This is a genomic window from Plantactinospora sp. A48 (assembly GCF_055793945.1).
In genome coordinates this window covers 1-13,301 of the sequence record NZ_JBTIXF010000010.1, presented here as the reverse complement: position 1 = coordinate 13,301, position 13,301 = coordinate 1, and the positions used below count along the sequence as shown (strand labels likewise).

General features: G+C 71.6%; 15 protein-coding genes. 8 read left to right on the top strand and 7 right to left on the bottom strand.

Annotated features, from left to right (window positions below; genetic code table 11):
* Positions 1-82: 82 nt before the first annotated feature.
* The 3 genes from ACXN5W_RS07715 (at position 83) to ACXN5W_RS07705 (ending at position 2,231) form a co-directional block, all read left to right on the top strand.
* Complete coding sequence (locus ACXN5W_RS07715; protein ID WP_473157472.1) at positions 83-466, top strand: NUDIX hydrolase; 384 nt, start codon at positions 83-85, stop codon at positions 464-466.
* Between the two features lie 83 nt (positions 467-549).
* Positions 550-1,386 (top strand): adenylyltransferase/cytidyltransferase family protein, encoded by an 837-nt coding sequence (locus ACXN5W_RS07710; protein ID WP_473157471.1) that lies wholly within the window; start codon positions 550-552, stop codon positions 1,384-1,386.
* Positions 1,383-2,231, top strand: coding sequence for a deoxycytidylate deaminase (locus ACXN5W_RS07705; protein WP_473157470.1), 849 nt, complete (start codon positions 1,383-1,385; stop codon positions 2,229-2,231). The genes ACXN5W_RS07710 and ACXN5W_RS07705 overlap by 4 nt, the downstream gene beginning before the upstream one ends.
* 12 nt (positions 2,232-2,243) lie before the next feature.
* Here the strand turns inward: ACXN5W_RS07705 and ACXN5W_RS07700 are convergent, their stop codons facing one another.
* The 5 genes from ACXN5W_RS07700 to ACXN5W_RS07680 form a co-directional block, all read right to left on the bottom strand.
* A complete protein-coding gene (locus ACXN5W_RS07700; protein WP_473157469.1) occupies positions 2,244-2,735 on the bottom strand; it encodes an HIT family protein in 492 nt (163 codons plus the stop codon).
* Between the two features lies 1 nt (position 2,736).
* On the bottom strand, positions 2,737-3,294 hold the full coding sequence (locus tag ACXN5W_RS07695; protein WP_473157468.1) for a dihydrofolate reductase: 558 nt from the start codon (positions 3,292-3,294) through the stop codon (positions 2,737-2,739).
* Complete coding sequence (gene thyA / locus ACXN5W_RS07690) at positions 3,291-4,187, bottom strand: thymidylate synthase (RefSeq protein ID WP_473157467.1); 897 nt, start codon at positions 4,185-4,187, stop codon at positions 3,291-3,293. The genes ACXN5W_RS07695 and thyA overlap by 4 nt, the downstream gene beginning before the upstream one ends.
* A gap of 138 nt (positions 4,188-4,325) precedes the next feature.
* Entirely contained in the window at positions 4,326-4,940 is a 615-nt protein-coding gene (locus tag ACXN5W_RS07685) for an FMN reductase (RefSeq protein WP_473157466.1), read from the bottom strand.
* Positions 4,937-6,136 carry an LLM class flavin-dependent oxidoreductase gene (locus tag ACXN5W_RS07680; protein WP_473157465.1) on the bottom strand — a complete coding sequence of 400 codons (1,200 nt, stop codon included), beginning with the start codon at positions 6,134-6,136 and terminating at the stop codon, positions 4,937-4,939. The genes ACXN5W_RS07685 and ACXN5W_RS07680 overlap by 4 nt, the downstream gene beginning before the upstream one ends.
* Positions 6,137-6,690: 554 nt before the next feature.
* On the opposite strand from ACXN5W_RS07680, the gene ACXN5W_RS07675 reads away from it, so the two are divergent.
* From ACXN5W_RS07675 to ACXN5W_RS07660, 4 genes are read left to right on the top strand one after another with little or no spacing between them, the layout of a single operon-like run.
* Positions 6,691-7,248: a helix-turn-helix domain-containing protein gene (locus tag ACXN5W_RS07675; protein WP_473157464.1), complete on the top strand. Its 558-nt coding sequence runs from the start codon at positions 6,691-6,693 to the stop codon at positions 7,246-7,248.
* A gap of 32 nt (positions 7,249-7,280) precedes the next feature.
* Positions 7,281-7,823, top strand: coding sequence for a hypothetical protein (locus ACXN5W_RS07670; protein ID WP_473157463.1), 543 nt, complete (start codon positions 7,281-7,283; stop codon positions 7,821-7,823).
* On the top strand, positions 7,820-9,301 hold the full coding sequence (locus ACXN5W_RS07665; protein WP_473157462.1) for an MAB_1171c family putative transporter: 1,482 nt from the start codon (positions 7,820-7,822) through the stop codon (positions 9,299-9,301). The genes ACXN5W_RS07670 and ACXN5W_RS07665 overlap by 4 nt, the downstream gene beginning before the upstream one ends.
* Positions 9,302-9,305: 4 nt before the next feature.
* Positions 9,306-10,472 (top strand): cytochrome P450 family protein, encoded by a 1,167-nt coding sequence (locus ACXN5W_RS07660; RefSeq protein ID WP_473157461.1) that lies wholly within the window; start codon positions 9,306-9,308, stop codon positions 10,470-10,472.
* A 72-nt stretch (positions 10,473-10,544) separates the two neighbouring features.
* Here ACXN5W_RS07660 and ACXN5W_RS07655 read toward each other — a convergent pair whose 3' ends face one another.
* The gene (locus ACXN5W_RS07655; RefSeq protein ID WP_473157460.1) at positions 10,545-11,198 is read right to left on the bottom strand and encodes a phosphoribosyltransferase; all 654 of its coding nucleotides are present in this window, start codon (positions 11,196-11,198) and stop codon (positions 10,545-10,547) included.
* A gap of 319 nt (positions 11,199-11,517) precedes the next feature.
* Here ACXN5W_RS07655 and ACXN5W_RS07650 point away from each other — a divergent pair, with 319 nt between their 5' ends.
* Positions 11,518-12,504 (top strand): DNA topoisomerase IB, encoded by a 987-nt coding sequence (locus tag ACXN5W_RS07650; protein ID WP_473157459.1) that lies wholly within the window; start codon positions 11,518-11,520, stop codon positions 12,502-12,504.
* 602 nt (positions 12,505-13,106) lie between these two features.
* Here ACXN5W_RS07650 and ACXN5W_RS07645 read toward each other — a convergent pair.
* Positions 13,107-13,301, bottom strand: a 195-nt coding sequence (locus tag ACXN5W_RS07645) for a hypothetical protein (RefSeq protein ID WP_473157458.1), incomplete at its 5' end; no start/stop codon positions are given.

The window sequence follows — 13,301 nt, the reverse complement described above, 5'->3', positions numbered from 1 at the left end:
GAAAATGTGCAGAGTTGTTGTCGCTCTGACGACAACAACTCTGCACACTTTGAGCCTCGTGAACGTGTCATAGGGTTGCGTGGTGCCGATTCCCGAATTCGTCCTGGCGTTGCGCGCGAAAATCGGCCACGACCCACTGCCGCTGTCCGGAGCGACCGCGGTGGTTCTCGACGACCAGGATCGGGTGCTGCTGGTCCGGCGCTCCGACGACGGCAGGTGGACCCTGGTCACCGGTTGCCTGGAGCCTGGCGAGCAACCGGCGACGGCCGCCGTACGCGAGATCCAGGAGGAGACCGCCGTCACCGCCCGGGTGGAACGGCTGGTCAACATCGAGGCGTTCGACCTGTCGGTCGGGCCCAACGGGGATCAGGTGTACTGGCTGAACGTCACCTTCCGGTGCCGGGCGATCGGCGGAACCGCGCGGGTCAACGACGACGAGTCGACCGAGGTCGGGTCGAATTGGTGACGTGGCGGGGCGGCGCGCTACCTTGAGGCGGCCCGAGTCTGACCCGTACCGCCTATCGGCTGAAAGCGCAGTTCGCGGACATGATGAATGAAATCTCCGAGAAGCAGGCCGCCGGATCCGCGACGCCAGCTCCTCCCGGCGCTGCGCACGACGGCCAAGGCCCGATCGACGCCGGGCGTGCCGGTGAGCGGCCGACAGGTGCCGGGCACGACGACCAGGAGCCGGATGGGTCGGCCTCCCGCCCGACGGTGACGAGCAGCGGGTTCTTCGCCGACGCCTCCAACTTCGAGCTGCGGTTCGTGCCCGACTATGAGCGGATCAGCGAGATCGTGGCCGCGCTGCGGGTGCTCGGGCTGCGCGTCGTGCTCACCAGCGGGACCTTCGACATCCTGCACGAGGGCCACTCGATGTACCTGGAGGCGGCGCGCCAGTTCGGCGACTTCCTGATCGTCGGCGTCGACAGCGACGAGAAGGTCCGCCGCCGCAAGGGGGTGTGGCGGCCAGCCGTACCGGAGTTGGAACGGTTGCGGATGGTGACCCACCAGCGCGGGGTCGGGCTGGTCACCACCAAGCCGGCCGACGAGCCGCGATGGTCGCTGATCAAGGCGGTACGCCCCGACGTGCTGGTCGCGACCGCCGACACGTACGACCCGGAGGAGATCGCCGAGCTGGAGGCGAAGTACTGCGGTCGGGTCGAGGTGCTGGAGCGGATGGCCACCGTGAGCACGTCGGCGCGGCTGCGGCTGCTCCAACTCGGGCTGGAGAAGCGCATGTCGCAGCGGCTCTCCGAGCGGCTGCCGGACCTGCTCCAGGATGTCTTCGACGAGATCGACGACGCCCGGGACGACGACGCCCGGGCAGACGACGCCCGGGACGGTGACGGTCGGGCCGGTATGGGACGGACCGACGACAGCCGGTGAAGCAGCTCCTGTTGTACCTTCCCGTCCTGCACGCCGGCTACGAGGGGTTCCTCGACCGGCACGGGGACGCCGCCGAGATCCTGCTGCTCGGTACCAGCTTCGCCGATGATCATCCGGCGCTCCGCAAGGACATCCGGGCCCTGGCCCCAGAGACCGCCGCACGCTATCTCGCGGCCAGCGGCCGGCCGCCGGTCCAGGTGGTACACCGGGACGAGCTGCCGGGTGCGATCAAGGCCGACATCCTGGTCGTACCGGATGAGGAGATCACTCGTGACCTGGTGGCCCGGCACGACCTGGCCGCCGGGCGGACCGTGCGGTTCGAGCGGACCTTCCTGCGCTGGGATCGGCCGTGGAGCCAGGCCCAGCGGCTGGCCGGGTACGACGGCGAGGTGACCGCCGACGAGTTGTCGGTGCGGTTGGCCCGGCGCGCGGCGGACGCGGGGGCGCTCAGCTCCGACTGGTGGCGCCAGGTCGGCGCGGTGGCCGCCCGGGACGGCGAGGTCACCGATGTCGCGTTCAACCGGCATCTGCCCACCGAGTACGCCCCCTACATTGACGGTGATCCGCGCAACGAGTTCCGCCGGGGCGTACGGCCGGATCTGTCCACCGCGATTCACGCCGAGGCCGTGCTGGTGGGCCGCGCGGCGCGGGACGGGGTGGCCCTGGCCGGCGCGGACCTGTACGTGTCGACGTTCCCCTGCCCGGCGTGTGCCCGGCTGGTGGCCGAGGCCGGGTTCCGATCCTGCTACTTCGCCGGCCCGTACGCGCTGCTGGACGGCGACGCGGTGCTACGGGCGGCCGGCGTGCGGCTGTGCTGGGTCGACCTCGGCGAGCAGCCGGGCTGACGACTCGTCGACCTAGGTGTCCCGGGCGTCCGGTCCGGGCAGTCGTGCCTCGGCCACCGGGTCGGGCCGCTGGCTGAGCTTCATCCGCACCGGGCGGTGGTCCGGGTCGTCGACATCGCCGACCACGACGTGTACGTGGACGTGTTCGATGGTGGCGCCCGTCCGGGCCGGGTCGCCGTTGCGGGAGCCGAGACCGTAGTAGGTCAGCCCGTGCCGCTCGCGTACCCAGGCCAGCGTGGCCCAGAAATCGGCCTGGGCCTCGGCCGGCAGATCAAGCAGATCACCGACGTGAGCGTGCGGGACGAGCAGCAGGTGCAGCCGGGTGCCGGCGTACGGGAACTCGTTGGGGGTGACCGTCCAGTGCGCCGTGCGGTGCAGGATCTGCTGATCCGGGTCGCGCTCCAACTCCGCCGGGCAGAAGACGCAGATGCCCGCCGCCTCCAGCCGGAGCATGTCTTCCAGTTGGGCGGTGGACCGGGAGTTGCTCAGGTGGTAGAGCGGCACATCAGGCTCGCTCGTACGTCTCGATCGTGTACGGCAGCGCGTCGTCGTCGACCCGTTCGGCGGCGACCCGGGTGAAGCCGGTCAGCCAGCCGGCCGGCATGACGGTGTCCCCGGCCACCCGGGCGTGCACCCGGGTCAGGTAGATCCGCGTCACCTCGGGCAGCGCCTGCGCGTAGATCTCGGCGCCACCCATCACGAAGCACTCGTCGTGGCCGGCGAAGGCCGCGATGGCCCGCGCCGCGTGCAGCGCCGCCGGGACGTCCGGCTGGATCAGCATGCCGTCGTACCGGGGCAGCCGGGTGTTCCGGGTGACGACCACGGTGAGGCGGCCGGGCAGCGGTCGACCGAGCCGCCGGATGATGGACTCGTGGTTACGGCGGCCGGAGACCAGTACGTGGCCGGCGGTGCGCGCCTGGAACCGGCGCAGGTCGGTGCGCAGATGCCAGGGCAGGTCGCCGTCCGCGCCGATCACGTCGTCCTCGTCGGCCGCCACGATCAGCGAGATCGCCACCGTCGCCCCGGCCCGCGCGGGCGCCGGTGAGCTGAGGGAGGCTGTCACGGGGACACCGGGATCCGGCCGAGGCCGGGGTGCGGGTCGTAGTCGGCCAGCTCGAAATGCTCGGCCCGGAAGTCGTGGATGTCCTGCACGCTCCGACCGGCGTCGGTCAGCCGTACCGTGGGCAGCCGGCGGGGCTCGCGGCGGGTCATCGCCCGGGCCTGCTCGATCTGGTCGGCGTACACGTGCGCGTCGGAGATGGTGTGGTAGTAGACCCCGGCCGGGATGCCGGTGAGCTGCTCCAGCATGAGCAGCAGCGCCGCGTACTGGACCATGTTCGAGGGTACGCCCACCGGCACGTCACCGGAGCGCTGGAACATGTGCAGGTGCAGCCGCCCGCCCAGCACCCGGACGTGTACCCAGCCGTGGCAGGGCGCGATGGTGGTCCGGGGCCGCTTGCCGGCGCCCCGCACCTGGTACTGCGGGATCCACGGCGACACGAAGTGGGTGCGGTCGTTCGGCAGCTCGCGTAGCTGCTCGACGAGGTGTTCGAACTGGTCGAACCCGTCGCCCTCGATGGTCGGGAAGTCGTGGAACGCGCCGCCGTACGAGCCGGGGCCGAGATCCTCGGGCGGCAGGCCACGCGCGGCGGTCTTCTCCGGCGTGGCCCACGGCCCCCACCAGTCGCAGCCGAACTCGGCGAACTCCTTCAGCGTCGTGGCCCCGTTGATGAACGCGCACAGCTCGCCGACGGCCTTGTGCCAGAACGACGCGATGCTCCGTTCGGTGATCACCGGGAAGCCGTTCGCCAGGTCGAACCGCAGGGTCTGCTGCATCAGCGTGAGCGCGACCGGACCCTGCCGGGTGGGCACCTCTTCGCCGGTGTCGAGGATCCGGGCCAGCAGGTCCCGGTACTGCGCGTCCGGGGTCCGCTGGTCCAACGGTCGGTAGTGCACCGGTCACCTCCTCGCCGTGGCCGCCGCGCGCGGCCACCGCACGCGGTTGTGGGCCGCGCCGGCCATGCTAACCGCCCCGACCTGTGCCGGACCGCGGGCCCGCCGGCTGGGTCAGTCGCCGCGGGCCCGCCGGTTGGGTCAGTCGCCGCCGAGCAGGTGGGCGAAGTCGGTCGTCAACGCGAACGGGTCCGGCGGGCTCGCCGGTTCGCGTCCAGCGATCAGCTCGGCCAGTTCGCCGGCCGCGCGCTCGATCCGGTCCCGCAGCGGACCGCCGGCCGTACCGCCGGCCCAGTCCTCGGGGGCCGCGAACACGGCGGTCGGCACGGTGCTGGACCGCAGGTGGCTGAACAGCGGTCGGACCGCGTACTCCAGCGCCAGCGAGTGCCGGGCCGTGCCGCCGGTCGCGGCGAGCAGCACCGGCCGGCCGGCGAGGGTCCCCTCCTCCAGCGCGTCGAAGAAGGACTTGAACAGCCCGCTGTACGAGGCGTTGAAGATCGGGGTCACCGCCACCAGCCCGTCGGCGCCGGCCACCGCCGCCACCGCCGGCCGCAGCGCGGCCGGCGGAAAGCCGGTGAGCAGGGCATTGGTCAGGTCGTGCGCGTGTTCCCGCAGGTCGACCGCGTGGACGTCGACCTCCACCTCCCGGCCGGCCAGCGCCGTGCGGGTGGCCGCGCCGAGCTGGTCGGCCAGCAACCGGGTCGAGGACGGCTGGCGCAGCCCACCCGAGACGACCACGAGGCTGCGCCGGCTCATCGGGTCACCCCGCTGGTCACCCCGGACCCCGCGCCGTCGGCCGCGCCGCTGTCCGCCGTTGCGGCGTCGGCCGTATCGGCGGCACCGGCGTCGCGGACCGTGCCGGTCGCGTCGGACGCAGTCGCGGCGCGGGCGGCCAGCAGGGTGGCGTGGGTGGGTGCGTCGGGCACCCCGGGCGCGCGCCGGGCCGCGAACTCCCGCCGCAGCACGGGTACGACCTCCTCGCCGAGCAGGTCGAGCTGCTCCAGCACCGTCTTCAGCGGCAGACCGGCGTGGTCGACCAGGAAGAGCTGCCGCTGGTAGTCGCCGACGTACTCGCGGAAGCCCAGCGTGCGGTCGATCACCTGCTGCGGGCTGCCCACGGTCAGCGGGGTCTCGGCGGAGAACTCCTCCAGCGACGGGCCGTGCCCGTACACCGGCGCGTTGTCGAAGTACGGTCGGAACTCGCGTACGGCGTCCTGCGAGTTGCGTCGCATGAAGACCTGGCCGCCGAGGCCGACGATGGCCTGTTCGGGCGAGCCGTGACCGTAGTACCCGAACCGTTCCCGGTACAGCGCGACCATCCGCTGGGTGTGCTCCTTGGGCCAGAAGATGTGGTTGGCGAAGAAGCCGTCACCGTAGTACGCGGCCTGCTCGGCGATCTCGGGACTGCGAATCGAGCCGTGCCAGACGAACGGCGGTACGCCGTCCAGCGGCCGGGGCGTCGCGGTGAACGACTGCAACGGGGTGCGGTACCGGCCCTTCCAGTCGACCACGTCCTCCCGCCAGAGCCGGTGCAGCAGCGCGTAGTTCTCGATCGCCAGCGGGATACCGGCCCGGATGTCCTTGCCGAACCACGGGTAGACCGGCCCGGTGTTGCCACGGCCCAGCGTCAGGTCGACCCGGCCGTCGGCCAGGTGCTGGAGCATCGCGTAGTCCTCGGCGATCTTCACGGGGTCGTTCGTGGTGATCAGGGTGGTGGCGGTGGACAGCAGCAGCCGCTCGGTCCGCGCGGCGATGTAGCCGAGCATGGTGGTGGGTGACGAGGGTACGAACGGGGGGTTGTGGTGCTCGCCCGTGGCGAAGACGTCGAGGCCGACCTCCTCAGCCTTGCGGGCGATGGTCACCATCGCCTTGATCCGCTCGCCCTCCGACAACGCCCGGCCGGTGGTGGGGTCGGTCGTCACGTCACCGACGGTGAAGACGCCGAACTGCATGACCTGCTCCTCACGCCCGTCCCGGGACCGATGTCCCGGGCACGTAGCCGGAAACATACTTGACGCGTCAACTATTCCGGGATCGAGCGGTGACCGCGAACCGGGCGGCGCGGGCACCTGTGGTTTCCTGGACCGGTGACCTCACCGGGTGGTTTCGACGATGATCCGGACGGCTGCCAGCGGGGACGCCCCGGCTGTCCGGAGGCGGGGCTGCGCCGGTGCGCCACACCGCCCGGCGTACCCGCTCGGGTCGGCTCGGCCGTGACCTTGGGTGGCGCCGCTCGGGTCGGCTCGGCCGCGTCGGTGGACGGTGGCGCTTGAGGCCGCTGGACGGCGCGGCCGGGGTTGCGCGCGGTTGGCCGGAAAGGGATCCCCACCGCGATCGCTTTCCGGCCTCCCGCACCACCCCCGTTGTTCCTGATCATCAGGCTACGCTGCCAGGCGCTCGCGACACAACAGATGTTTAGCCTTTTCGCCAGATCTCAACATGCGTTTATCGTTTGTGTCGGGACCGCCGTGACCGGCGGCCCGCGGTTCGACCGGTAGGGGTGATCATGGTGGGGAACCTGCCGCGCAATCCGCGACGGACGTTGGCGGACAAAATCAACGAACTGTTCGTCACCTTCCGGCCGGGGCCAGCGGAGGTGGGGCGGGGCCGTCCCGGACGCGAGTACTACAACAGCGAGATCGCCGACCGGATCAACCGGCCGGGTCCCATCGCCGATCGGATCCGGGACATCGTCGGGGAACCGGTCACGATCAGCGGCGCCTACCTCGGCGAACTGCGCCAAGGCAAGGCTACTGACCCGCGGCTCAGTCACCTGAAGGCACTCGCCATCGCCTTCGGGGTATCCACCTCGTATCTTGTGGACGACGATGATGAGACGGTCGCCGATACGGTCAGCGCGGACCTGCGGCGGCTCGGTCAGATGCGCCGGCTGGGCGTACAGCAGGTCGTCCTCCGGGACGTGCTGGGCCGCAGCGGCCTGTCCGGCCGGAGCCAGGACGCCATGACGGCGATCTTCGAACAGTTGCTCGAGATGGAGGGGATCAGCGATCGTGGTGACGGCGAGACCACGCCGCCGGACGGGTCGCTCCCGCGCGAAGACTGATCCCGGCATCCACCGACCAGGACGGTGAACGGATGCGTGCCGCACGACTGCGTCGACGCTGCGCCCGACTGGTCGACGACCTCGACCTGCCCCGGCACCCCGACATCGATCAGCTCTGCGCGGCGGTCGGCGCCCGGACCGACCGGCCGGTACGGCTGGCTCGAATGGAGATGCCGCCCGACCTGCCCAGCGGCGTGGTCGTGGTGACCCCGTCGCTGCTCGGCGTCTTCATCGACGCGCTGGCCGAACCCTGGCTCCAGGACGGCATCGCCTGCCACGAACTGGCGCACCTCATGCTCGGCCACCACCTGCGACCGCTGGACGACCCGGAGATCACCCGGCGGGTCCTGCCCACCATCGAGCCGTGGGCGGTCCAGCGGGCGCTCGCCGGGAGTGAACCCCGCACCCTCGCCCGGACCTGCTACGACGGGCCGACCGAGCGCGAGGCCGAGGCGCTCGGCACCGAACTGTTCGGCCGGCTCAGCCCGTGGCCGACGGAGCAGACCTGGGACGTACCCCCCGGATCGGCCCGGGTCATCACCCGGATCGAGCGCGCTCTCGGGGACAACGGGTGAACGGGATCCTCTACCCGGTGGCCGCCGCAGTCGCCTGGTCGGCCCTGCTCTACCGGCTCCGGCGCGGCCTGCGCCAGGACCCCCGCGACCCGGCGCTGTACGCCGTCTGCACCGCGTTCGCGCTGATGGGCCTCGTCTTCACGATCTCCACGCCGGTCGTCTGGCAGTGGCTGGACCGGGCGGCGGGCGTGTCGAACCTGTCGCTGCTGGTCAGCCAGAGCGGGGTGATCGCCTTCTCCGGCACGATCCAGTGTCTGATCATCTTCTGGACCCATCCCGCGGCCGTCGGTTGGCACCGGGCGCGCTGGCGACTGCTCTGGGTGCTGTGCGTCCTGGTCACCATGGCCGCCCTGTTCGCCGCCGTACCGCCGCGCCCCGAACAGTCACACGTCGCCGCGGCGACCTACGCCGACGACCCGACGTACCGGATCTATCTGGGTTGCTACCTGGCCATGGTGGCCCTCGGGGTGGTGGACATCATCCGGCTCTGCCTGCCGTACGCCCGGGACGCCGGACGTACCTGGCTGAGCCGCGGCCTGCGGCTGACCGCCGCGGGCGCCGCGCTCGGCCTTGTCTACTGCGCGCTGCGGGCCGGCACCATGGCGACGGCACAGCTCGGCCGGGACCAGCACCGCTGGGAGTTCCTGGTACCCATCACCGCGTCGACGGGCGCGCTGCTCATCATCGTCGGCCTGACCCTGCCCGCCCTCGGCCCGCGGCTGTCCAGGGTGACGACCTGGATGGCCCGGCGCCGGGCGCATCATCGACTCCACCCGCTCTGGGAGGCGGTGGCCGTCACGATGCCCGAGGTCGTCCTCGACCGCGAGGGCCGGTGGAGCCGGGTCGCCGGCTGGGACCTGGACCGCCGGCTCCGCCGCCGGGTCATCGAGATCGGTGACGGGATCCGCGGCGTGCGGGACCACCTGGCCGAGCCCGGCCCGGACGGCGACCAGGGCGACGACCAGGACCCGGCGGTACGGTACGCCGGCCGGCTGCGGGCGGCGCTGATCGCGTACGAGGTCCAGCGCCGATCCCAACTGGAGGCCGCACCGCCCGCTTCGCCGGACGACCCCGCGGCGCTGGCCGAACCACGCCGACGGGCCAGGTGGGACGCCTGGTTGGCCCGGCTGCCCGCGCCGGCGCCGTACCCTGATCCGACCTCGTACCGCGATCCGGCCACGATGTCGGAGCCGGCCGTACCGGATCCTTCGGATTCGCCAGGTGGCTCGGTTCCGGACGGTCCGGGCCCGGCGGTCCCGGACGGTCCGGGTCAGGCAGCCGCGGCCGGCGACGCGATGCCAGCCGGTGGGTCGATCTCGGCGGACTCGGCCGGCGGGCCGGGTCCGGCAGGCCCAGCCGGCACCCGGGATTTCGCCGCCGAGGTCACCTGGCTGGTCGCCGTCGCGAGGGCGCTGCGCTCCTCCGGTGCCGCGGCCGCGGTGGCCGAGGCCCGACTTGTCGACAGGGAACGGAGCTGACGCCATGCCCACGCCGATCGAGACCATTGTCGCTGACCCGCACGGCGCCTTCGCGGCGCTGCGGGAGCGTGCTCCCGCACATCCCGTCGAGCTGCCGGACGGATCACCGGTCTGGTTCGTCAGCCGCTACCGGGACGTCCGTCCGCTGCTGGCCGACCCGCGCCTGTCCCTGGACAAACGCACCGGCAAGGGTGGCTGGCAGGGCTTCTCGTTGCCTCCCACGCTGGACGCGAACCTGCTCAACATGGACCCGCCGGACCACACCCGGATCCGCCGGCTGGTGTCCCAGGCGTTCACGCCGCGTCGGGTCGAACGGTTGCGCGAGCGGATCGCCGCGGTGGCCGGGCGGCTCCTCGACGGGCTGCCCGCCGGAACCGTGGACCTGATCGGCGGGTACGCCGGTCCGCTGCCGGTCGTGGTCATCTGCGACCTGCTGGGTGTCCCGGCCGACGGGCGGGCGGAGTTGCGCGACTGGACCGGTGCGATGCTCAGCCCGCCGCCGGACGACCCGGCCGCCGCGGGTCGGGCCGTACTGGCCATCGAGCGTTTCCTGCTGGACCTGGTCCGTGCCCGCCGCGCCGCACCGGGCGATGACCTGCTGACCGCCATGATCGCGGCGCGGGACGCGGACGACCGGCTCAGCGAGGACGAACTCACCTCGTTGGCCTTCCTGATCCTGTTCGCCGGCTACGAGAACTCGGTCCACCTGATCGGCAACTGCCTGCTCAACCTGCTGCGCGACCGGGAGGCGTACGACCGGGTCCGGGCCGAACCGGCGTTGACCGCCCGGGCGGTTGAGGAGACGCTCCGGCTGGAACCGCCGGCGACGCTCGCCATCCGCCGGTTCGCCACGGTGGACCTGCCGGTCGGGGACACCGTGATCCCGGCCGGCGCCACGGTGCTGCTCGGTATCGCGGCCGCCAACCGTGATCCGGAGGTGTTCGACGAACCGGACCGGTTCCGGCTGGACCGGGTGGACAATCCGCACGTCGGGCTCGGGCACGGCCCGCACTACTGCCTTGGCGCACCGCTCGGGCGGTTGGAGGCCGAGGTCGCGGTCGGGGCCTTCGTCCAGCGGTTCGGGACGGCCGAACTCGACACACCGGCCGGGGTGCCCTGGCGGCCGTCGTTCCGCAGCCGGGCGCTGCGGGCGCTGCCGGTTACCCGTTGACCGGCGAGGGCGGTCGGTTAACAAGGGCCCTTCCTATACGAAAAGCGATATCAGGGGGCCCTTCCTTTCCGCTCAGCGTTCCGCCGCGAGTACCGCCAGCACGTCCTCGTCGGTGAGTTGCGCGAAGTCGACGTACCACTGCCCGACGGCCTGGAAGTCCGGTGGTGTCCGTAGGCACACGACCAGGTCGGCGTCCGCCGCCAGCGCCTGGTGCGCCTGCGGGGCACAGACGGGCGCCGCGAAGACGAGCCGGCCGGGCCCATGGGTACGGAGCCAGCGGAGCGTGGCCCGCGCCGTGACCCCGGTGGCCACCCCGTCGTCGACCACCACGACGCTCCGACCGGTGACGGCGGCGATGGGCCGCCCGTCCCGGTAGCGCCGCACCCGGCGGGCCACCTCGGCCCGCTCCCGGTCCACCGTCGCCGCGAGGTCGGCCTCGGTGATGCCCAGGTAGCGGAGCGAGCGTCCGTCGAAGACCGGCGGTCCGTCCTCGGCGAGGGCGCCCACCCCGAACTCCGGTTGCTCCGGCGCACCGATCTTGCGGCTGACCGCGATGTCCAGCTCACCGCCCACCGCCCGCGCCACCTCGGCGGCCACCGGCAGACCCCCGCGGGGCAGCGCGAGGACCAGTGGCGGCGGCTGTTCGGCGCCAGCCAGGGCGTGGCGTACCGGCGCCGCGAGCGCCACGCCCGCCGCCACCCGATCGCGGAACCGCTCCTCCGGCATGTCCGGGACCTCCTGGACCTGGTACGTCGCACCGACGTACCCGCTATCGCGCCGGCCTACCGGTCGGCGGACGGATCCGTGGTTAATCGCGGCGCAGCCGGGTACCGCCGGGCCATGCCGCCGCGCGTGACGACCCCCAACCGCACGGCCCGCCCGGACGGCAGGGACGGCAGGGACGGCAGGGACGGCAGGGACGGCAGGGACGGCAGGGACGGCAGGGACGGCAGGGACGGCAGGGACGGCAGGGACGGCAGGGACGGCAGGGACGGTACGGCCCGCACGGCGCGCACTGGCACGGATCGCCGGAGAGGAGAAGGCCGTGCGGCTGCGGCGTAGCGATCCGGGCAGACCCGGATACCGGCGGCAGCGCCGGGGACGGGGCTTCTCGTACGTCGACGCCGCGTCGCGGCCGCTCGGCGCCGACGAGGTGCAGCGGATCAGGGATCTGGCGATCCCGCCCGCCTGGACGCAGGTGTGGATCTGTCCCCACCCCAACGGGCACATCCAGGCCACCGGCGTGGACGCGGCCGGACGCAAGCAGTACCTGTACCACCCGCAGTGGCGTACCGAGCGCGACGAGGCCAAGTTCGACCACGTGCTGGAGGTGGCTCGGCACCTTCCCGACCTGCGCAAGCGGGTAGAGGTTGAGCTGGCCGAGCGAGGCCTGGGCCGCGCCCGGGTCCTCGCCACCATCACCCGGCTGCTCGACATGGGCATGTTCCGGGTCGGCAGTGACGAGTACGCGGTCGGTGAGGAACCGACGTTCGGGCTGGCCACCCTGCGGCCCGAGCACGCCCACCGGCGCGGGGACTGCATGGTCCTGGAGTTTCCGGCGAAGGGCGGAGTGGAGCAGGTCCGCCGGATCGCCGTCCCCGAGGTCTGCTCGGTGTTGCGGGCACTCCGGCAGCGTCGCCGAACCGAGGACCGACTGTTCGGCTACTGGGCCGACCGGCAGTGGCGGGACGTCCACGCCGACGACGTCAACGGCTACCTGCGGGAGGCCAGCGGCACGGAGATGACCGCCAAGGACTTCCGTACCTGGCATGCGACGGTCCTGGCGGCGCGCCGGCTGGCCGAGGTGGGACCGGTCCGGGCCGTCACGGCCCGGCGCCGAGCCGTCGCCGGGGTGATGCGTGAGGTGTCCGAACTGCTCGGCAACACCCCGGCGGTGGCCCGGGCGTCGTACGTGGATCCGCGGATCGTCGACCTCTACTCCGACGGCAGGACGCTTCGACCGGTGGCCGATGCCGACGCCACGACGGAGGAATTGGAGACCGCGGTGCTGGAGCTGCTGTCGGCGGACTGAGATGGGGCGGACCGGGATCAGCGTCGGTGTGGGAGTCCGAGTGAGGGCGGTCCGCCCGCCGGCCGAGATTCTTCCGGGTGTGACGCGCGACGCCGCCGGCCGATTTGACGTTCGTTCGTCGGGCCGCGTAACTTTCTCTCTGCCCACGGGAACGGACGAGGCGGCGCGAAAGTGCCGACGAGGCCGTCGCGGGCCAATCCTTCAGGCTTTCCCCACGGGTGACCGTGGCGGGAGCCTGGACGGTGGTCAGGTGACAGAGCGGCCCACGGGCCGGTTTGGCCACACCGGATCCATCGGGTAGGGTTGCCGGTCGGCGGGCAGCCGGGCGAGCGTACGGAGCGATCCGAGCGCGGCCGGTCCTGTCGAAATCCTCGCAGGTGTTCGGGGCGGTTGATGACCGTCCGGATCATTGTGGGGTGCGTTGCCGGGTGGAATTTGGTGGGTCAAACCGGGAGGAACCGGATTTGACACAACGAAAGCCACCGAGTAACGTAGTAGAAGTGCCAAGCGGGAAACCGCAAGGCAAAGAACGGAACGGCAAGCCCCGAGTTGGCAGTCGGTGAATCGGCTGGTTTCTTGGTGTGTGGTTGTTCTTTGAGAACTCAACAGGGTGTTTGATAAGCCAGTGCCAATTTTTGCCTTCTGTGGCTGGTCTGACTGATGGTTTTGTGCTGTTGGTTGGATTCTGGTTGTGGGGGGTTTCTTGGCGAATGTTTTTTGTTTGCCGGGTTTTGCTGTTCGACAAGTTTTTGTTGGAGAGTTTGATCCTGGCTCAGGACGAACGCTGGCGGCGTGCT